The following is an 18,588-nucleotide window of genomic DNA, read 5'->3' on the forward strand; positions in this document are numbered from 1 at the left end:
TGTCAGAGCATACCGGCGGCTTTGACCGCCTGTACCGAGGGGCGTGTTTCCATCGCAGCACGGAACGCGAGGATTTTTGGAAAGGCCGAAACGTCCACACCGTCGCCTTCCAGCCAGCTGCAGACCACATAAAGGTAGGGATCGGCCAGGCTGAACCTCTCACCCAGCACGAAGGGGCCGCGCAACCCGTTCGCCTCGATATACTTGCACGAGGCGGTCATTGTCTGCGGGACCTTGGCCGTCATGTCTTTCCAGCTTGGCTTTTTATCGGCCCAGCGTGCGCCGCGAAGTTTATGTGCGTGATTCACATGCATTGTAGAGGCGAGATAATACATCACCTCGCGCATCCGAGCAGCCATTACGGCGTCTTCCGGGATCAGGCGTGCCTCGGGCGCGGCGGAGGCAACAAAATCCAGCAGAGCCCCGGTTTCTGTCAGGATGCCACCGTCAACCACCAGCGCCGGGACGCGCCCTTTGGGGTTGATCTGTTTGTAAGCTGGTTTCGTCTGTTCGGCGCTGGCGAAATCGACCCGAACGGGTTCATAGTCCAGACCAGCCTCTTCCAGCGCGATTGCTACGGCGATTGAAATAGTTCGCGGGGCATAGAAGAGTTGCATCGAAAACTCCGTCAGAGATGGGTCTGCGCGTATTGCCGCTCTGGTGCTTCCAGATGCGGGACGGCGTTGAACAGCACGGGGCTGAGATGTGTGCCAATCGGGTACAGACGATGCATCGACGTGTTCATGATGGCAAGGGCGACGCGTGCCATCGCCTGTATGTCCAGCCCCATCGCCTGACGCACCACCATTGAGATCAGGCCGCCGGATGTCACGACGATGGCGGGACCACCTTCGGTGCCGATCTCGCGCAAGGCGTCTGAAACCCGCGCTTCGAATTCGGCAAAGGTTTCCGGCGGATTTTCGATTTCACCTCTTGCCCAGGCTTCGAATGTCATCGGCAGGTGTTCGACAAATCCTTCGCGGTCTTCTGGGATCGGAACACCGTGCTGTTCCTGAAACAACTGGGCAAGCGCAAAATATTCCACTTCGTTCAGTCGTGGGTCTTTCACGGGCTGCGATAATCCCATGCTTTGGGCGGTTTCACCATGGCGGACAAGCGTTCCGCAGTACACGCGGTTATGATGAGCGCGGGTTTCGTGCAAATGCGCCCCAAGCCAGCGCGCCTGCTGATGACCCAGTTCGCTCAGTTTGTCATAGCTTTCCTCGTCACGCGCTTCGGTGTTGGCCTGGCCGTGACGGATTAGTGTGATGTGGGACATGGGCCGCTCCTCTTGCGGGAACTCTTAGGGGAGGTTTTGGTTGGGGGCCAGAGGTGTCGGACGCCATTCGTGCGAAAACCTGCGCCGTTGCGCCCGGGCATCTTGTTGATGAGGCTGACGGTTATATCTTGGGCATGACCCGATGACAGGAGGCAGCCATGGCAGTGAATGAAGAACGGTTTCTTGCGGACCTGCATCAGTTGCGAAGCTTTGGCGCGTCAGGTGTTGGCAAGGGCGTCGTTCGCCCCGCTTATTCCAAGGCGGATATTTCGGCCCGAAAGTGGCTGGCAGGACGCATGGAAGAGGCCGGGCTGAACGCGCGTTTCGATCCGGTCGGTAATCTCTTTGGCTTGGCAGATGGGCCGTCACTCCTGTTGGGTTCGCATTCCGACAGTCAGCCAGAGGGTGGCTGGCTTGATGGTGCGCTGGGTGTGATCGCCGCATTGGAAGTGGCGCGTTCGGCTGATCGACCCGTGTCAGTTGTCAGCTTTCAGGACGAAGAGGGGCGCTTTGGCGTGACAACGGGGTCTGCAATCTGGTCCGGGCAGCTGCCTCTGGCCAGTGCCGATGAGTTAACCGATCATACTGGTGTCACACTTGGGTCCGCCCGGGCAGCTATGGGCGAACTCGTGTCCGGATTTGTCGAACCCGACCGCTTTACCGGCTTTGTCGAAATGCACATTGAACAAGGTCCCACGCTGGATGCCGAAGGTGATCAGATAGGTGTCGTGACAGATATCGTTGGCATTCGGGACATGACGATCCGGTTTGACGGGCAGCAAAACCATGCGGGGACCACCCCGATGCATCTGCGCCGGGATGCCTTTCAGGCGCTGGGCGAGTTCACCGCTCTTATCAATGAGCGTTTCCGGAATGTGGTCACGCCACGCACGGTCTGGACCATCGGGCATGTGTCTGTTCATCCAAACGCCTCGTCTATCGTGCCGGGGCAGGTTCGGTTTTCCATGCAGTGGCGGGACAGTGAGGCCGAGCGCCTGGGCCGGATGGAACACATTATCCACGAGACCGCGCAGGAAGTTTCCGCAAACAGGGGCGTTGATCTGCATTTCGGGCAAATGCTGGGGCTTGAGCCTGTCGCCATGGACAAACGTTTGCAGCAGGCGCTGGAGATCGGAGCCGAAGCAGTGGCGCCCGAAAAGTGGCGGCGGATGCCATCGGGGGCTTTGCACGACGCCACCAACGTTTCGCGGCTGATGCCGGTTGCAATGCTGTTCGTGCCATCGATTGACGGTATCAGTCACGACTTTGCAGAAGACACGGCCGAGTCGGATCTGGTGGCCGGGTTGAAGGTTTTGGAACAGGCGGTAGCCAAACTGACCTGAAAAAACAGTTCTACCAACGAGAGAATGCAGGCTGATTCCCTTTGCGGAAACCGGTCTGTGTCGTTTCGGAAACAGGGCTGATGCTGCATCTCGCGGCAATCGCAGGCCAGGCAGCGCCCTGTAACTTTCACCGTTTTTGAATGTTCGCCAAGCCATGGTTGGGTGGATTGAATTTTGGTGATCTCCCTAACTCGTTGAATCTTTGTCGAAAAGAATTCCTCGGCCGCTCCCGCCGGAATTTCACGGCGTTGACCTTCTTCCTTCAGAATGTTCGCGCGACCAGAAAGTTCTCAAAATTTTCCCATACAGTCTTAGTATTCGCAAAGGTGAATACTGGGTACTTTTGAACACAAATGTTGATTAAGGAGAAAAAGTTTCCTATAGGAGACGAAATCTTCGCGCGCCATCCTATGCCGCGATGCTGGGATACGAACTGGGAGGGACATTGATGAGCGCATATGACCTGATCGTGATCGGCGGCGGACCTGGTGGCTATGTAGCGGCTATCCGTGCGGCGCAGCTTGGGATGAAGGTGGCCTGTGTCGAAGGCCGCGGCGCTCTGGGTGGCACTTGCCTGAATGTCGGTTGCATTCCTTCCAAAGCCTTGCTGACCTCCTCGGCCAAGTATGCCGAACTCTCCCATCTCTCCTCTCATGGCATTGCGGTCGAGGGGGCCAGCATCGATCTGGGCGCAATGATGGGGCGCAAGGACAAGATCGTGGGCGATCTGACCAAGGGGATCGGCTTCCTTTTCAAGAAGAACGGTGTTGAACTGATCGAAGGATGGGCCAGCATTCCCGCTGCTGGTCAGGTTAAGGTGGGCGACGATATCCACGAGGCAAAGAACATCCTGATCGCAACCGGTTCCGAGCCGACCCCATTGCCGGGCATCGAGATTGACGAGGTGGACGTGCTCAGTTCGACTGGCGCGCTGGCTCTGGATACCGTGCCTGAGCATCTGGTTGTTATCGGCGCAGGGGTGATCGGACTGGAACTGGGGCAGGTCTGGGCGCGTCTCGGCGCCAAGGTGACCGTGGTTGAATACCTTGACCGCATCCTGCCGGGTATTGACGGCGAGATTGCCAAACTGGCGCAGCGAGCGCTGTCCAAACGCGGATTGAAATTCCAACTTGGCCGCGCACTGAAGGCGGTAGACAAAGCCGGCGAAGTTCTGACGTTGACCGTGGATCGTGTTGGTAAGGACAAGGAAGAAGTGATCGAAGCCGATAAGGTTCTGATCGCCGTTGGCCGTCGTCCTGTGACTCGCGGTCTGGGGCTGGAAGAACTGGGTGTCGCCGTAAACGCACGCGGGGTCATCGAGGTGGACGGCGCGTTCCAGACTTCGGTTCCCGGCATCTATGCCATTGGCGACTGCATTCCCGGCCCGATGTTGGCCCACAAGGCCGAAGAAGACGGCGTTGCCTGTGTGGAAATGCTGGCAGGGCAGGCGGGGCACGTCGATTACAACACGGTTCCCGGCGTAGTTTACACCGATCCCGAAGTGGCGTCCGTCGGTCAGACCGAAGAGGCGCTTAAAGAGGCAGGCATCGAATATACAGTTGGCAAGTTTGCTTTCATGGCCAATTCGCGCGCCCGCTCGACAGGTGAAACCGACGGTGCGGTCAAGGTGCTGGCCGATGCCAACGGGAAAATTCTGGGCGCACATATCTGCGGCGCGCATGGTGGTGACCTGATAGCCGAACTGGTTCTGGCGATGACCAAAGGCGCGACCGTGTCCGAGGTTGCGGCCACTTGCCACGCGCATCCGGCGATGGGTGAGGCGGTCAAAGAGGCCTGCCTTGACGCCATGGGCCGAGCAATTCACGCATGAACTGAGGCCTGCCAGATGACCATCCAGCTCCGCCCGCGCCATCCGGAAAAGGCCAAAAAGGCCGACAGCGTGATCCCGCGCAAGCCAAAGTGGATTCGCAAGAAAAAAATCGAAAGCAGCGAGTATTACGAAACCCGCCGCTTGATGCGCGATCATGATCTGGCGACCGTATGCGAAGAGGCGGCTTGCCCGAACATTGGTGAATGCTGGTCCAAACGGCACGCAACCATGATGATCATGGGTGAAGTCTGTACCCGTGGCTGCTCCTTCTGCAATGTGTCCACCGGGCGGCCAGACGCGCTGGATGTGTTCGAGCCAGGCCGGGTTGCCGCTGCAGTGAAAAAACTTGGGCTGCGCCACGTGGTCATCACGTCCGTTGACCGGGATGATCTGGCTGATGGCGGGGCTGAGCATATCGCGCAGACAATCCGCGCTGTGCGCCATCAGAACCCTGAAACCACGGTCGAGGTGCTGACGCCGGACTTTCTGGGCAAGGGTGCTGCGTCGAGTGCTGTTTTCGAGGCCGCACCGGATGTTTTCAACCACAATCTGGAAACGGTTCCACACCTATATCCGACTGTCCGGCCCGGCGCGCGCTATTACACATCGCTGCGTTTGCTGGACGATGCAAAGCGCGCAAACCCCGGAATTTTCACAAAATCCGGACTTATGGTAGGGTTAGGGGAAAGTTTGAATGATGTACGACAGGTCATGGACGACCTGCGTGCGGCCAATGTCGATTTCCTGACCGTGGGCCAATATTTGCAGCCCACACCGAAACACCATCCGATCGACCGCTTTTGGTCGCCCGAAGAGTTTGAGCAACTGGAACAGATCGCCCGGTCCAAGGGCTTTCTACACGTGTCGGCGACACCGCTGACCCGGTCATCGTTCCACGCGGACGAAGATTTTGCCGCCCTCAAGCAGGCCCGCCAGCGGGTCGTCGCCAACGGGGCATAAACCTGACGCATATGGGAGGGAAACCATGGAAGCGTTAAATTCAATCGTAGGGGCCATAAATGGCGTCGTCTGGGGGGTGCCAATGCTGGTGCTCATCCTTGGCGCCGGCTTCTTCCTGCAGGTCGGCCTGAAATTCATGCCGATCCTGCGTGTCGGCACCGGCTTCAGGCTGTTGTTCCAGGGCCGCGAAGGTCAGGGCGACGGTCAGATCAGCCCGTTCAACGCGCTGATGACCTCGCTGTCGGCGACCATCGGTACGGGTAACATCGCCGGTGTGGCCACTGCTGTCTTCCTGGGCGGTCCGGGCGCCTTGTTCTGGATGTGGATGACCGCCCTGGTGGGCATGGCCACCAAATATGCCGAAGCCGTCTGTGCCGTGAAGTATCGCGAGCAGGACGAACTGGGCAACTATGTCGGCGGCCCGATGTACTACATCAAAAACGGCCTGTCGTCGAACTGGCACTGGCTGGGCTGGGCCTTCGCCCTGTTCGGCGGTATTGCTGCATTTGGCATCGGCAACGGCGTTCAGGCCAACGGTGTGGCACAGGTTCTGGAATCGAACTTCGGCCTGAACACCTCGGTCACAGGCGTGGTTCTGATGGTTCTGACCGCAGCCGTGATTCTGGGTGGCATTACCCGCATCGGTGCTGTTGCCGGTAAGCTGGTTCCGTTCATGGCGGTTGCCTACATCATCGCCGGTCTGCTGGTTCTGCTGCTGAACATCGGTTCGGTCGGAGCAGCTATCGCAGACGTCTTTGCCTTTGCCTTTACACCTTGGGCCGCAAAAGGCGGTGCTGCAGGTGCGGCGGTATGGCTGGCGATCCGCTTTGGTGTGGCACGTGGTGTGTTCTCGAACGAAGCCGGTCTGGGTTCGGCTCCGATCGCCCACGCCGCAGCTGAAACCAAAGGTCCGGTCAACCAGGGCCTCATCGCGATGCTGGGTACGTTCATCGACACCATCATCGTCTGCTCGATCACCGGTCTGGCGATCATCTCGTCGGGTGCGCTGGACGCATCGGTCGAACTGTTCAACCAGGATCCTGAACTGGGTGTTTCCGGTGCAGCGCTGACCTCGTTGGCCTTTGAAACCACTCTGCCGGGCGTTGGCGGCTACCTGATCGCAATCGCACTGTCGATCTTTGCCTTCACCACCATTCTGGGCTGGTCGTTCTATGGCGAGAAATGCGTCGAGTTCCTGCTGGGTGTGAAATCCCTGGTTCCCTACCGTGTGCTGTGGATCGTCATGATCTACTTCGGCGCAACGGCTGATCTGGGCTTCATCTGGCTGCTGGCGGATACGCTTAATGCGATGATGGCTCTGCCGAACCTGATCGCCCTGCTGTTGCTCAGCCCGGTTGTCTTCAAGCTGACGAAAGAGTTTTTCGCCAGCGGTGGCAAGTCGGAAGAACCCGGCGGCACCGCAGCCGAATAATCATCGACGGGGGGCCGTGTTGGCCCCCCGCCTCCTGAAATAGAATCTCAAATCTCGAGGAGACGATTGATGGCCACGAAAATCCTGCTGCCAATTGACCACACTGATGACCGCTCGTGGAAAAAGGCACTGCCGGTTGCACTGGAACAGGCGAAATTCTACGGTGCGGAACTGCACGCGGTTTCCGTCATTCCCGAGATCATCCAGCTGCCCAACCTTCCCGCCAACTACGGTGCCGGTGCAAAGGAGCACGTGCGCAATGCCGTTCAGGCCATTCTGGACAATGGCAACGCCGTCGATGTGCCAGTGCATATCGAAGAGGGCAGTGTTTACCGCGAAATTTTGAAACTCGCTCACAAGGACGGTTTTGACCTGATTGTGATGGCATCGGCCAAAGGCGACTTCCCCAATTACGAAATTGGTCCTAACCTTGCCCGTGTCGTGCGCAATGCACATTGCACGGTCATGGTTGTCCGCGACTGACCTGAACACGAAATATGGAAAGGCTCATGCCATGACTGATGCGCCCAAACGCACCCCCCTTTACGACCTGCATGTGGAACTTGGCGGCAAGATGGTCGATTTTGCCGGATGGGAAATGCCGGTGCAGTATCCCATGGGCATCATGGGCGAGCACAAGCAATGCCGGGAAAAGGCTGCCCTGTTCGACGTGTCGCATATGGGTCAGGTGATCCTGCGCGGCGAAAACGTTGGCGAAAAGCTCGAAGCGATCTGCCCGCAGGCCTATGCGACCCTGAAAGAAGGCAAGGCGCGTTACGGTTTCTTCACCAACGAAGAAGGCGGGATCATGGACGACCTGATCGTGTCGAACGCGGGTGATCATTTCTTTGTCGTGGTGAACGCCGCCCTGCGCCATCAGGACATCCCGCATATGAAGGCCAATCTGGACGGCGTCGAAGTGACCGAAATCTTCGACCGTGCGCTGGTCGCGGTGCAGGGTCCAAAAGCCGAGGACGTGGTGGGTGATCTCTGCCCCGCCGCCCGTGACCTGAAGTTCATGGAAACCACCGTTGCAGACATCAACGGCGTCGAATGCCGCATCTCGCGTCTGGGATATACCGGCGAGGACGGGTACGAAATCTCGATCCCCGAGGACAAGGCCGTCGAAGTCTCGAAAGCCTTTTTGGCGCATGACGATTGCGAACCGGCGGGCCTTGGCGCACGCGACAGCCTGCGGCTCGAAGCTGGTCTGTGCCTTTACGGCAATGACATTGACCAGTCCACGTCGCCGGTCGAGGCGTCCCTGTCCTGGGCCATGCAGAAACGCCGCAAGGAAGAAGGCGGGTTCCCGGGCGCCGCACGCGTGCAGAAGGAACTGGCCGAAGGCGCCGCGCGCAAACTGGTCGGCATCAAGCCAGAAGGCCGCGCTCCCGCCCGCCAGGGCGTCGAGGTGCAATGCGCCGAAGGCAATACCATCGGTCAGATCACCTCGGGCAGCTTTGGTCCCACCGTCGGCGGCCCGGTCGCCATGGGCTATGTCTCGGCCGGCCATGGCGAGCCAGGTGAAAAAGTGAACCTCATCATTCGCGGCAAGGCACAACCGGCGGAAATCGTCGCCCTGCCCTTTGTTACTCAGAACTACAAGCGCTGAAGTCAGGAGAGATAAAACATGGCAACCTACTATTCGGAAGAGCACGAATGGGTCACCGTCGAAGGTGACGTCGCAACCATCGGTATCACCCAGCACGCCGCAGACCAGTTGGGCGAAATCGTCTTTGTCGAGCAGAAAGAGTCTGGCGACGATTTCGAAAAAGGTGACGAGATCGGCGTGATTGAGTCGGTCAAAGCCGCGTCTGAAATTTATGCTCCTGTCGACGGTGAAGTGATCGAGGCAAACGAGGTGCTTGCCGATAATCCCGGTGCGCTGAACGAAAGCCCCGAAGGCGACGCCTGGATCTACAAGATCAAACTGTCGGACGCCTCCCAGCTTGAGGATCTGATGGATCTGGACGGCTACAAGGCCCTGATCGGCTGATCCTTCCTCTTGCCCAAAATACCCCGCCGGAGGCTTCCGCAGTCTCCGCCGGGCCTGAGTTTTCCAAAGGAGCGCTGAAATGGCCTTCAAACTGACCGATTACGAAGCCTATGACTTCGCCAATCGCCGTCATATCGGACCGTCCCCAAAAGAGATGGCCGATATGCTCAAGGTGATCGGCTTCAAAACGCTGGATGATCTGATCGACGCCACCGTCCCCCCCGCCATCCGTCAGGCGGAGGCGCTGGACTGGGGTCCGGCAATGACCGAGCGGGATGCTCTCTTTCACATGAAAGAAGTGGCCAGCAAGAACAAGGTTCTGACCTCGCTGATCGGGCAGGGATATTACGGCACCACTACCCCGGCGCCGATCCTGCGCAACATCCTTGAAAACCCGGCATGGTACACCGCCTATACGCCCTATCAGCCCGAGATTTCGCAAGGCCGTCTTGAGGCACTTCTGAACTATCAGACCATGGTCAGCGATCTGACGGGACTGGATGTGGCCAACGCATCGCTGCTGGACGAAGCCACTGCGGCTGCCGAAGCCATGACCATGGCCAAGCGCGGCGGACGGTCCAAGGCAAACAATGCTGCCTTCTTCGTTGACAAGAACTGCCACCCGCAGACCATCGCAGTGATAAAGACCCGTGCCGAGCCTTTGGGCATCGACGTGCAGGTTGCCGATCCGGCGGATCTGGACGCAGGTGCGGTTTTCGGCGCGATCTTCCAGTATCCCGGTACCTATGGCCATGTGCGCGACTTCACCAATGAAATCGCCGCTCTGCATGAACACAAGGCGATCGCCATTGTCGCGGCTGACATTCTGTCGCTGGCCCTGCTGAAATCGCCCGGCGAGATGGGTGCCGATATCGCCATCGGCTCGACCCAGCGCTTTGGCGTTCCCATGGGCTATGGTGGCCCCCACGCCGCCTACATGGCGACGACCGACAAGCTGAAACGCGCCATGCCCGGCCGCATCATTGGTGTGTCCATCGATGCGCGTGGCAACAAGGCCTATCGTCTGGCGCTGCAGACCCGCGAACAGCACATCCGTCGCGAAAAGGCCAACTCGAACGTTTGTACCGCACAGGCGCTGCTGGCGGTGATTGCATCGATGTATGCGGTCTATCATGGCCCCGATGGCATCAAGGCCATCGCGCAATCGGTGCACCGCAAAACATCGCGCATGGCGGCTGGCCTGGAAGAGGCAGGCTTTGCCGTGGAACCAGAGGTGTTCTTCGACACCATTACCGTTGAGGTCGGCCATCTGCAGACCGTGGTGATGGAGGCCGCTGTGGCCCGTGGCGTCAACCTGCGCAAGGTTGGTGAGACCAAGGTCGGCATCAGCCTGGACGAACAGACCCGCCCCGAGACCATCGAGGCCGTCTGGGGTGCCTTCGGCATTGACCGCAAGGATGATAGCTCGAACAAGGTCTACCGTCTGCCGGAACACGCGCTTCGTGAAAGCGCCTATCTGACCCACGAGATCTTCCACAAGAACCGGGCCGAGGCCGAGATCACCCGCTATATGCGCCGCCTCGCCGACCGCGACCTGGCACTGGACCGGGCGATGATCCCGCTGGGTTCCTGCACCATGAAGCTGAATGCGACGATCGAGATGATCCCGGTCACCTGGCCCGAGTTCGGCAACCTGCACCCGTTCTGCCCCGAAGATCAGGCGCAGGGCTATCACGAGATGATCGCCGATCTGAACGACAAGCTGTGCCAGATCACCGGCTATGACGCGATCAGCCAGCAGCCCAATTCGGGTGCGCAGGGTGAATATGCGGGTCTGCTGACCATCCGAAGCTACCACGCTTCGCGTGGCGAGGCGCACCGCAATGTCTGCCTGATCCCGACCTCGGCGCATGGTACCAATCCGGCGTCCGCGCAGATGGTGGGCTATCAGGTTGTGCCGGTGAAGGCGGATGAAAAAGGCAACATCGACATCGCCGATTTCCGCGAGAAGGCCGAAAAGCACTCGGATAACCTTGCGGCCTGCATGATCACCTATCCGTCCACCCACGGCGTGTTCGAGGAGACGGTGCAGGAGGTCTGCCAGATCACCCACGATCACGGCGGTCAGGTTTATATCGACGGGGCGAACATGAACGCCATGGTCGGTCTGGCCCAGCCGGGCAAGATCGGCGGTGACGTCAGCCACCTGAACCTGCACAAGACTTTCTGCATCCCGCATGGCGGCGGCGGCCCCGGCATGGGTCCGATCGGTGTCAAGGCGCACCTGGAAGAGCACCTGCCCGGCCACCCGGAATACGGCACAGCCGTGGGTCCGGTTTCGGCCGCGCCCTTCGGGTCTCCGTCCATTCTGCCGGTCAGCTGGGCCTATGTTCTGCTGATGGGTGGGGCAGGTCTGACGCAGGCGACCAAGGTGGCAATCCTGAACGCCAACTACATCGCGGCGCGGCTCAAGGATGCCTATCCGATCCTCTACACGTCCGCGACGGGCCGTGTGGCGCATGAGTGCATCCTGGACACCCGTCCGCTGGATGAACAGGGTCACGTCACCGTGGATGATATCGCCAAGCGTCTGGTCGACAGTGGCTTCCACGCACCGACCATGTCCTGGCCGGTTGCCGGTACGCTGATGGTGGAACCCACCGAGTCCGAGCCCAAGGATGAGCTGGACCGTTTCTGCGACGCTATGCTCTCGATCCGGGCCGAGGCGCAGGAGATCATCGACGGTAAGATCGACGCCGAAAACAACCCGCTGAAGAACGCACCCCACACGGTGCGCGATCTGGTGGGCGAATGGGACCGTCCCTATACCCGCGAACAGGCTTGCTTCCCTGCGGGTAACCTGGGTGTGGACAAGTACTGGTCCCCGGTCAACCGCGTCGATAACGCCTATGGTGACCGCAACCTGATCTGCACATGTCCGCCAATGTCGGACTACGAAGAAGACGCCGCCTGATCTCGGGCAGCGCCCGCCCCGCCGGATACACCGGCGGGGCGATCCGAACACTCGCAACAGGAGGCAGACATGACCTATTGCGCATCCGTATTACCCGCCGATGCGACGATCCCGTCGCCTGACACGCGAAAGCACAATATCGACATCATCCTGCCCGAGGGCGCGCCCGCCGCAACGGCGAAGATGATCGAAGACGTTTTTCGCGCCGCCAATGATCTGTTACCTGAAAGGCAGTACCAAGTTGCCTTGCGCGACCTGAGCGGCCAGCCCGTCGAGGATCCGCGCTATTGGTCGAGGCGAACGGTTGTCTTTCTCGGCGATATCCACAGCCGCTGGACGCTGCGATCCGAAGAACGTGCGCGCGTACATCAGATTCTGCGACTGGCGCGCCGGATCGTGCTGGTAGGAGGGGCGGTGTTCATTCTAAGCGAAACCGGCCAGCAGAGCCGCCACGCATGCGCGGTTCATCCGAACTTTGTTGCTGCAGCCAGCGAAGAGCACCTGTCCGAGGCCGAGGCAGGGGGCCATCTGTGTTCCGACGGCAAGCTGTTCAGCGCGATCAGCCCGGTGGCGGCGCTCAGGCTTTCGCTGGATATCGTCGCAAGCGATCATGGCGCCTTTATCGCGGATTCCCTGAGCGCATATATCGGCTTTTCCGAAGCCCACGCACAGCGGCCACACAGCAGGGTTTCGCTTGGTCTGCTTCAACAGGCCCGTGGCGACCAGCTTATCAATGCAAGTCTGGAGCTGATGCAGGAGCATCTTGAAGAGCCTCTGCGCATTGACGATCTGGCGCGTGAGCTGGGTGTTTCGACCCGCAAGCTGCAGCGCCGGTTTCTGGAGCGCACCGGAAACAGCCCCCTGACAGCCTATCGTGCCTTGCGCATCGAACGGGCGCATCAGCTTTTGAAACACACCAGTTTGCCGTTGTCGGAAATTGTTGTCGCGACAGGGTTTGGCACCTGTTCAAATCTCGCGCGCTGGTTCCGGCAGGAAGTTGGGGAAAGCCCAAAGACGGTACGTCAGCGTGCCTTTGCAGGCGCCGCCTGATCATCACGCGGGCGCTGACGCGATCGCGTGGAATTGTCCGGAATCCTGCCTGCGGCAACAATTCGTGTTGTGCCGGTGAATATAATCGATAAAAAATCCACAACCGGAATCTATGTGGAAAATTATCGATAAAATGACCCAGGCCCAGACTCCATGGACCCGTGACGAGGCTCAGCGTCTTTACGATCTGCCCTTCATGGAACTTCTTTATCAAGCCCAGACAGTTCATCGTGCGAATTTCGATCCCAACCAGGTTCAGATGTCGCGCTTGCTGTCGATCAAAACCGGCGGCTGTGCCGAGGACTGCGCCTATTGTTCGCAATCGGCGCGAAACGGCTCAAAGCTGTCCGCCTCGAAGCTTATCGAGGTCGAGCGAGTTCTGTCGCAGGCAAAAAAAGCGCGCGAAGCGGGCGCAACCCGGTTCTGCATGGGTGCCGCCTGGCGCGAGCCCAAGGATCGCGATATGGATGCGCTGGTCGCCATGGTCGAGGGCGTCAAGGATATGGGCATGGAAACCTGTATGACCCTTGGCATGCTGGACGATACGCAGGTCGTGCAACTGCGCGATGCCGGGCTGGATTACTACAACCACAACATCGACACGTCCGAGCGTTACTACCCCGAGGTTATCACGACCCGCACATTTGCCGACCGCATCGATACTCTGAACCGCGTCAAGGACGCCGGTATCAAGGTGTGTTCGGGCGGCATTCTGGGAATGGGCGAAGAGGAAAGCGACCGTCTGGATATGCTGGTGACACTGGCCAATCTGCCCGCCCCCCCGGATTCGGTTCCGATCAACATGCTGATGCCGCAAGCGGACACGCCACTTGCCGATGCAGAGCCGGTCGATCCCATCGATTTTGTGCGCATCATAGCCGTCGCGCGGATCATGATGCCCCAATCGCATGTGCGCCTGTCTGCCGGTCGCTCCGACATGAGCGATGAGATGCAGGCGATGTGCTTTTTCGCCGGGGCCAACTCGATCTTCGTGGGGGAAACGCTGCTGACGGCGGAAAATCCCGAGGAAGATACCGATATGCTTCTGTTCTCCAAACTGGGCATTCAGCCGATGGAGCCCGAGGCCCACAATCAAATGGACGCTGCCGAATGAAGACAACGGACCGGCTGGATGGCGCGCTGCAGGCGATGGCGGCGCGGCACCGGTTGCGGCACCTGATGCCGCAGCGGGGGCTGGACTTTGCGTCCAACGACTATCTCGGTCTGGCCGGTTCGCCGCTGCTGCGGCAGGCGGCATCGGATGCTCTGGCGCGGGACGTACCGCTTGGCGCGGGCGGGTCGCGCCTGTTGCGCGGCAACCATCCGGAACACACCGCGCTTGAGGCTGAGGCCGCTGAATTTTTTGATGCCGAAGCCGCGCTTTTCATGGGCGGCGGATTTCAGGCCAATCAGGCGATCTTTTCTACTTTGCCCGCTGCGGGCGACCTGATCCTTCATGATGCTCTGGTTCATGCCAGCGCCCATGAGGGAATGCGGCTGGGCCGCGCTGAATCCAAGTCTTTCCCTCACAATGACGTCTCGGCCGCGCGGCAGGTTCTGGCAAAGTGGCGGGCTGATGGTGGAACCGGGCAACTGTGGGTTGCGGTCGAAAGCGTCTATTCCATGGAAGGCGATCTTGCCCCGCTTGGTGAGCTAGCAACTTTCTGTCGGGAAGAGGGCGCGGTGCTGGTCGTTGACGAAGCGCACGCCACCGGCGTTTTTGGCCCTATGGGCAAGGGGCTGGCGCACGGGCTGGATGCCGAAGTGTTGACCCTGCATACCTGCGGCAAGGCGCTTGGGGCTTCGGGTGGCCTGATCTGTGGAGCGAAGGTGATGATCGATATGCTGATCAACCGCGCACGGCCGTTCTTTTTCGCCACCGCACCCTCACCGCTGAACGCGGCTGTGGTGCGTGCCAGCCTTCATGCCTTGCAGGATAAGCCCTATCTGGTTCGGGACGCCCAGAACCGGCGCGACTTTGCCCATGCCGAGGCCAGCAGGCTTTGCGGTCTGAGGACTCTCTACAGCCAGATCATTCCGGTCCTCGTCGGCGCAGATGTACGGGCAATGGAATGGGCAAGCGAACTTCTGGCGCTGGGTTTTGATGTTCGGGGCATTCGGCCGCCGACCGTACCGAAGGGCACGTCCCGGTTGCGGATCTCCATCACCGGCAACGTGAGCGAAGCAGATATCTCGGCCCTGTTCCAGGCCATAGCACATCAGCAAGCAGAGGCCGCATGAATACTCTTGTAGTGACCGGAACCGATACGGGCGTGGGCAAGACGGTGTTTGCCGCCGGATTGACCCGAGCCCTTGGCGCGACCTATTGGAAGCCGGTTCAATCGGGCCTCGAGGATGCGACGGATACTGAAACCGTCGGGGCGCTGTCAGGTTGCCGGACCTTGCCCGAGGCCTACCGGCTCAAGCTTCCGGCCTCGCCGCATCTATCTGCCGAGGCCGAGCAGACCGAAATCGACACCTCGCGACTGGACCTGCCGCAGGTCGATGGCCCGTTGGTTGTCGAAGGGGCAGGCGGGCTGATGGTGCCGTTGAACCGTCAGGTGTTTTACCTTGATCTCTTTGCCCAGTGGGGCGCGCCGGTCATTCTTGTTGCACGCACGGCGCTGGGGACGATCAATCATACGGCGTTGTCTTTGAAGGCTTTGCGCGCGACCGGTTGCCCGGTCGTCGGCGTTGCCTTTGTCGGGGACCCGGAGCCGGAAGTTGAGCAGACCATCGCAGAGATGTGCGAAGTCAGACATCTTGGCAGGCTCGGCCATATATCCGACCTTACGCCGGCCACTCTGTCTGGCGCGTTCGGGGCCATCGATGTTGCAGCTATCCGGGGGGCATTATGACACCGTTGGAGTTTGATGCCCGCCACCTCTGGCACCCTTACACAAACGTCGCTGAACCCGGACCGATGCATTTGATTTCGGAAACCGACGGCGTATGGCTGATCCGTGAAGACGGAACGCGTATGATCGACGCCATGTCCTCATGGTGGTGCGCAATTCATGGGCACGGCCACCCGGCAATCGTCTCGGCCATGCAACAGCAGATTGGTCAGATGCCGCATGTGATGTTCGGCGGCCTGACCCATTCCCCAGCGATCGAGCTTGGCCGCAAGATGGTCAACCTGTTGCCGGACGGGCTGGACAGGATTTTCTATTGCGACAGCGGCTCTGTCTCGGTCGAGGTCGCGCTGAAAATGGCGGTTCAGTACCAAAAGGCCAAAGGCAACGATGACAAGGTCGAGTTTGCCACCATCATGGGCGGATATCATGGCGACACGTGGAAAGCGATGAGCGTCTGCGATCCCGTCAACGGAATGCATGGCCTGTTCCGCGGCGCTTTGTCGATCCAACATTTCCTGCCCCGTCCCGTAACCAGACTGGGTTCCGACTGGCCGCAAGATCCGGTGGTAAACGGGCTGGCCGCGCTGGAGAAGTTGCTGAAAGATAAAGGCGCGCAGATTGCGGGACTGATTGTTGAGCCGGTCGTGCAAGGGGCCGGGGGGATGTACTTTTACCACCCCGAATGGCTGCGCGGTGCAAAAGCACTGTGCGAAGCATATGACGTCTTGTTGATCTTTGACGAAATCGCGACCGGTTTCGGCCGCACGGGCGAACTATTTGCTATGACGCTCGCAGGTGTGGTGCCCGATATCGTGTGTCTGGGCAAAGCTCTGACAGGCGGTCACATTTCTTTTGCGGCGACCGTTGCAACCAATGACGTTGCCGTGGGCATTGGTCAAAGCGAGGCCGGGGTGTTCATGCACGGCCCCACCTATATGGCTAATCCTCTGGCCTGCGCTGCCGGTATCGCCAGTCTCAGCCTGCTGGAGGACGGAGGGTGGCGGAATCGCGTGGCCCGTATTGCCGATCAGATGCGTGCGGAACTGGCCCCGGCCCAAGATGTCGCAGGCGTGGCAGATGTGCGTGTTCTGGGCGCGATCGGCGTGATCGAGATGGAAACCACAGTTGATCCCAAGGTTGCCCATCGGTTGGCCCCGGAAACCGGCGTCTGGCTGCGCCCCTTCGGACGAAATATCTATTGCATGCCGCCTTATGTCATCTCACCCGACGAACTCAGCCGGGTCACTTCGGCGATGGTGTCGCTGGCAAGGCAGCACGCATGAGAACACAGTGGCTCGCACGGAGGGGAACGAAGGATCTGACGCTGGTGTTCGGCGGCTGGGGTCTTGGTGCCGCTCCTTTCGCCGGGCTTGTTGGGCCGGATGACGTTCTGTTCGTGGATGACTACACCCGGATTGAGCAGGAAATCCCGGAAACCGATGACTATGATCGCGTTGGTTTGCTGGCCTATTCGTTTGGTGTCGCATCGGCAGCCCACTGGATGGATTGGGCCGGAGTGACTCCCGCGCGCAAGGTTGCAGTGAATGGAACACTGTACCCGGCCGATGAAACCCGTGGCATTCCGCCTGAAACCGTCGCGGCAACCACCGATGGCCTGACAGTCGAAAGCTTCGCCAAATTCTGCCGCCGCGCCGGGATGCGCGGACCTGTTCCGGTCATAGATGTTCCTGCGGCACAGACAGAACTGCGGGCGATTGCAGATCGCGGCCCATGCAAGGACAGATCATTTGATGTCATCTGGATTTCCGAGCGCGACCGTATCGTTCCCGCACAGGCGCAAATGACAGCATGGAAGGATCAAGCCGCCGCTATTCGGCGTATTCCAAAACCACACCAGCCGTTTGAAGGCGCGCAACTCTGGCAGGACTGGCTACAATGAACGCAATGTTGGCAGATCGCGTTGAACGCAGTTTCAGCCGCAGCTTTCAAAGTTATCACGCGGCCGCTGGTCAGCAGCAGCGTATCGCGCAGAATCTGGTTCACAGCATGTCCGGCCTTGGCGCGCCCGATACCTTCGCGAACGCCTTCGAAATTGGCTGCGGCACTGGTCACCTGACGCATGCCCTGTCCAAACGATTTGCCATTTCTGAGCTGACGGTCAATGACCTGATGGACGAGGCGCGCCATACAGCAGATGAAGTTTCCGCCAGTTTTGTTCACGGAGATGCCCGAAAAGTTGAATGGCCGCTCAGTCCCGACCTGATCGCGTCCGCCTCGGTCATACAATGGATGGAAGATCCCATGGCCCTGTTGCGGCGGGCGGCCCTTGCATTAGCACCCGGCGGTTGGGTCGCCGTCTCCGGCTTTGGCCCGGATCAGTATAGGGAACTGGTTCAACTGGGTTCAACCGCGCGCGCACCCGGGTTGTGCTCTGCGCGCATGTTGGCGGCGGCGCTTGAGTCTGCCATGCCGGGTGGCTTCGACATCGTCAAAGCAGATGAAAGTCGCAACAGTCTCTGGTTCGAAACACCGCGCCACGTTCTCAGGCATCTGCGTGAAACCGGTGTGAATGGCAAGGCGTCGGCGATCTGGACCCGGGCGCGTCTGTCTAAATTCAGCGCTGACTATTTAGCGGAGTTTGGCGCAAAAAACGGAGTTAGCCTTACCTATCATCCCGTATGGATCGTCGCGCGCAAGCGGTCCTGATGTGCTGTTGCTGAAATTGCGCGTGACTATAGCGGCGGTGTTGTTGAACTTCAGCTCAATTTTGAGATGTAAGTGCAGCTAACTCAAATCGTTGCTCGTTCTGCAAACGGCATGAACAAATGTCGCCTTCAATGCTAATGCCCGAGGATCTGGCTGAGGAACAGCTTGGTGCGCTCTGACTGTGGGTTGTTGAAGAACTCTTCGGGTTCGTTCTGTTCCACGATCTGACCGGCATCC

General features: G+C 59.5%; 17 protein-coding genes and 1 pseudogene. 15 read left to right on the forward strand and 3 right to left on the reverse strand.

The window, feature by feature from the left end; all coding sequences use genetic code 11:
• Positions 1-2: 2 nt before the first annotated feature.
• Together ACR0NA_RS15920 and ACR0NA_RS15925 are read right to left on the reverse strand one after the other, a co-directional pair.
• Complete coding sequence (locus ACR0NA_RS15920) at positions 3-617, reverse strand: glutathione S-transferase family protein (protein WP_480730507.1); 615 nt, start codon at positions 615-617, stop codon at positions 3-5.
• Positions 618-628: 11 nt separating this feature from the next.
• Entirely contained in the window at positions 629-1,279 is a 651-nt protein-coding gene (locus tag ACR0NA_RS15925) for a histidine phosphatase family protein (RefSeq protein WP_480452433.1), read from the reverse strand.
• A gap of 158 nt (positions 1,280-1,437) precedes the next feature.
• Here ACR0NA_RS15925 and ACR0NA_RS15930 point away from each other — a divergent pair, with 158 nt between their 5' ends.
• The 15 genes from ACR0NA_RS15930 (at position 1,438) to ACR0NA_RS16000 (ending at position 18,351) form a co-directional block, all read left to right on the forward strand.
• Positions 1,438-2,622 carry a Zn-dependent hydrolase gene (locus ACR0NA_RS15930; protein ID WP_480730509.1) on the forward strand — a complete coding sequence of 395 codons (1,185 nt, stop codon included), beginning with the start codon at positions 1,438-1,440 and terminating at the stop codon, positions 2,620-2,622.
• A gap of 448 nt (positions 2,623-3,070) precedes the next feature.
• Positions 3,071-4,453, forward strand: coding sequence for a dihydrolipoyl dehydrogenase (gene lpdA / locus ACR0NA_RS15935; protein WP_480730511.1), 1,383 nt, complete (start codon positions 3,071-3,073; stop codon positions 4,451-4,453).
• 15 nt (positions 4,454-4,468) lie between these two features.
• A complete protein-coding gene (gene lipA / locus ACR0NA_RS15940; RefSeq protein WP_480452438.1) occupies positions 4,469-5,413 on the forward strand; it encodes a lipoyl synthase in 945 nt (314 codons plus the stop codon).
• A gap of 25 nt (positions 5,414-5,438) precedes the next feature.
• Positions 5,439-6,845: an alanine/glycine:cation symporter family protein gene (locus ACR0NA_RS15945; protein WP_170655834.1), complete on the forward strand. Its 1,407-nt coding sequence runs from the start codon at positions 5,439-5,441 to the stop codon at positions 6,843-6,845.
• A gap of 69 nt (positions 6,846-6,914) precedes the next feature.
• Positions 6,915-7,328, forward strand: a complete 414-nt coding sequence (locus ACR0NA_RS15950) for a universal stress protein (protein WP_480730514.1) — start codon at positions 6,915-6,917, stop codon at positions 7,326-7,328.
• 31 nt (positions 7,329-7,359) lie between these two features.
• Positions 7,360-8,457: a glycine cleavage system aminomethyltransferase GcvT gene (gene gcvT, locus ACR0NA_RS15955; protein ID WP_480730516.1), complete on the forward strand. Its 1,098-nt coding sequence runs from the start codon at positions 7,360-7,362 to the stop codon at positions 8,455-8,457.
• Positions 8,458-8,475: 18 nt separating this feature from the next.
• Positions 8,476-8,841 (forward strand): glycine cleavage system protein GcvH, encoded by a 366-nt coding sequence (gene gcvH / locus ACR0NA_RS15960; RefSeq protein ID WP_170655828.1) that lies wholly within the window; start codon positions 8,476-8,478, stop codon positions 8,839-8,841.
• Between the two features lie 79 nt (positions 8,842-8,920).
• The gene (gene gcvP / locus ACR0NA_RS15965; protein ID WP_480730518.1) at positions 8,921-11,776 is read left to right on the forward strand and encodes an aminomethyl-transferring glycine dehydrogenase; all 2,856 of its coding nucleotides are present in this window, start codon (positions 8,921-8,923) and stop codon (positions 11,774-11,776) included.
• Positions 11,777-11,845: 69 nt separating this feature from the next.
• Positions 11,846-12,826: a GlxA family transcriptional regulator gene (locus ACR0NA_RS15970; protein ID WP_480730520.1), complete on the forward strand. Its 981-nt coding sequence runs from the start codon at positions 11,846-11,848 to the stop codon at positions 12,824-12,826.
• 133 nt (positions 12,827-12,959) lie between these two features.
• Positions 12,960-13,940, forward strand: coding sequence for a biotin synthase BioB (gene bioB, locus ACR0NA_RS15975; RefSeq protein WP_480730522.1), 981 nt, complete (start codon positions 12,960-12,962; stop codon positions 13,938-13,940).
• On the forward strand, positions 13,937-15,067 hold the full coding sequence (locus ACR0NA_RS15980) for an 8-amino-7-oxononanoate synthase (protein ID WP_480730524.1): 1,131 nt from the start codon (positions 13,937-13,939) through the stop codon (positions 15,065-15,067). The genes bioB and ACR0NA_RS15980 overlap by 4 nt, the downstream gene beginning before the upstream one ends.
• On the forward strand, positions 15,064-15,684 hold the full coding sequence (gene bioD / locus ACR0NA_RS15985) for a dethiobiotin synthase (protein WP_480730526.1): 621 nt from the start codon (positions 15,064-15,066) through the stop codon (positions 15,682-15,684). Before ACR0NA_RS15980 ends, bioD begins: the two co-directional genes overlap by 4 nt.
• Positions 15,681-16,967 (forward strand): adenosylmethionine--8-amino-7-oxononanoate transaminase, encoded by a 1,287-nt coding sequence (gene bioA / locus ACR0NA_RS15990; RefSeq protein ID WP_480730528.1) that lies wholly within the window; start codon positions 15,681-15,683, stop codon positions 16,965-16,967. Before bioD ends, bioA begins: the two co-directional genes overlap by 4 nt.
• The gene (locus tag ACR0NA_RS15995) at positions 16,964-17,584 is read left to right on the forward strand and encodes a pimeloyl-ACP methyl esterase BioG family protein (RefSeq protein ID WP_480730531.1); all 621 of its coding nucleotides are present in this window, start codon (positions 16,964-16,966) and stop codon (positions 17,582-17,584) included. The genes bioA and ACR0NA_RS15995 overlap by 4 nt, the downstream gene beginning before the upstream one ends.
• Positions 17,581-18,351 (forward strand): methyltransferase, encoded by a 771-nt coding sequence (locus ACR0NA_RS16000; RefSeq protein ID WP_480730533.1) that lies wholly within the window; start codon positions 17,581-17,583, stop codon positions 18,349-18,351. The genes ACR0NA_RS15995 and ACR0NA_RS16000 overlap by 4 nt, the downstream gene beginning before the upstream one ends.
• 134 nt (positions 18,352-18,485) lie before the next feature.
• Here ACR0NA_RS16000 and ACR0NA_RS16005 read toward each other — a convergent pair.
• Positions 18,486-18,588 (reverse strand): annotated as a pseudogene (locus ACR0NA_RS16005) (amino acid ABC transporter ATP-binding protein); the annotation flags it as partial.

This window comes from Ruegeria sp. C11, assembly GCF_056537725.1.

Bases quoted from the DNA above. Each gene is read 5' to 3' on its own strand.
- ACR0NA_RS15920 (WP_480730507.1), bottom strand. From the start codon at position 617: ATGCAACTCTTCTATGCCCCGCGAACTATTTCAATCGCCGTAGCAATC.
- ACR0NA_RS15925 (WP_480452433.1), bottom strand. From the start codon at position 1,279: ATGTCCCACATCACACTAATCCGTCACGGCCAGGCCAACACCGAAGCG.
- ACR0NA_RS15930 (WP_480730509.1), top strand. From the start codon at position 1,438: ATGGCAGTGAATGAAGAACGGTTTCTTGCGGACCTGCATCAGTTGCGA.
- lpdA (WP_480730511.1), top strand. From the start codon at position 3,071: ATGAGCGCATATGACCTGATCGTGATCGGCGGCGGACCTGGTGGCTAT.
- lipA (WP_480452438.1), top strand. From the start codon at position 4,469: ATGACCATCCAGCTCCGCCCGCGCCATCCGGAAAAGGCCAAAAAGGCC.
- ACR0NA_RS15945 (WP_170655834.1), top strand. From the start codon at position 5,439: ATGGAAGCGTTAAATTCAATCGTAGGGGCCATAAATGGCGTCGTCTGG.
- ACR0NA_RS15950 (WP_480730514.1), top strand. From the start codon at position 6,915: ATGGCCACGAAAATCCTGCTGCCAATTGACCACACTGATGACCGCTCG.
- gcvT (WP_480730516.1), top strand. From the start codon at position 7,360: ATGACTGATGCGCCCAAACGCACCCCCCTTTACGACCTGCATGTGGAA.
- gcvH (WP_170655828.1), top strand. From the start codon at position 8,476: ATGGCAACCTACTATTCGGAAGAGCACGAATGGGTCACCGTCGAAGGT.
- gcvP (WP_480730518.1), top strand. From the start codon at position 8,921: ATGGCCTTCAAACTGACCGATTACGAAGCCTATGACTTCGCCAATCGC.
- ACR0NA_RS15970 (WP_480730520.1), top strand. From the start codon at position 11,846: ATGACCTATTGCGCATCCGTATTACCCGCCGATGCGACGATCCCGTCG.
- bioB (WP_480730522.1), top strand. From the start codon at position 12,960: ATGACCCAGGCCCAGACTCCATGGACCCGTGACGAGGCTCAGCGTCTT.
- ACR0NA_RS15980 (WP_480730524.1), top strand. From the start codon at position 13,937: ATGAAGACAACGGACCGGCTGGATGGCGCGCTGCAGGCGATGGCGGCG.
- bioD (WP_480730526.1), top strand. From the start codon at position 15,064: ATGAATACTCTTGTAGTGACCGGAACCGATACGGGCGTGGGCAAGACG.
- bioA (WP_480730528.1), top strand. From the start codon at position 15,681: ATGACACCGTTGGAGTTTGATGCCCGCCACCTCTGGCACCCTTACACA.
- ACR0NA_RS15995 (WP_480730531.1), top strand. From the start codon at position 16,964: ATGAGAACACAGTGGCTCGCACGGAGGGGAACGAAGGATCTGACGCTG.
- ACR0NA_RS16000 (WP_480730533.1), top strand. From the start codon at position 17,581: ATGAACGCAATGTTGGCAGATCGCGTTGAACGCAGTTTCAGCCGCAGC.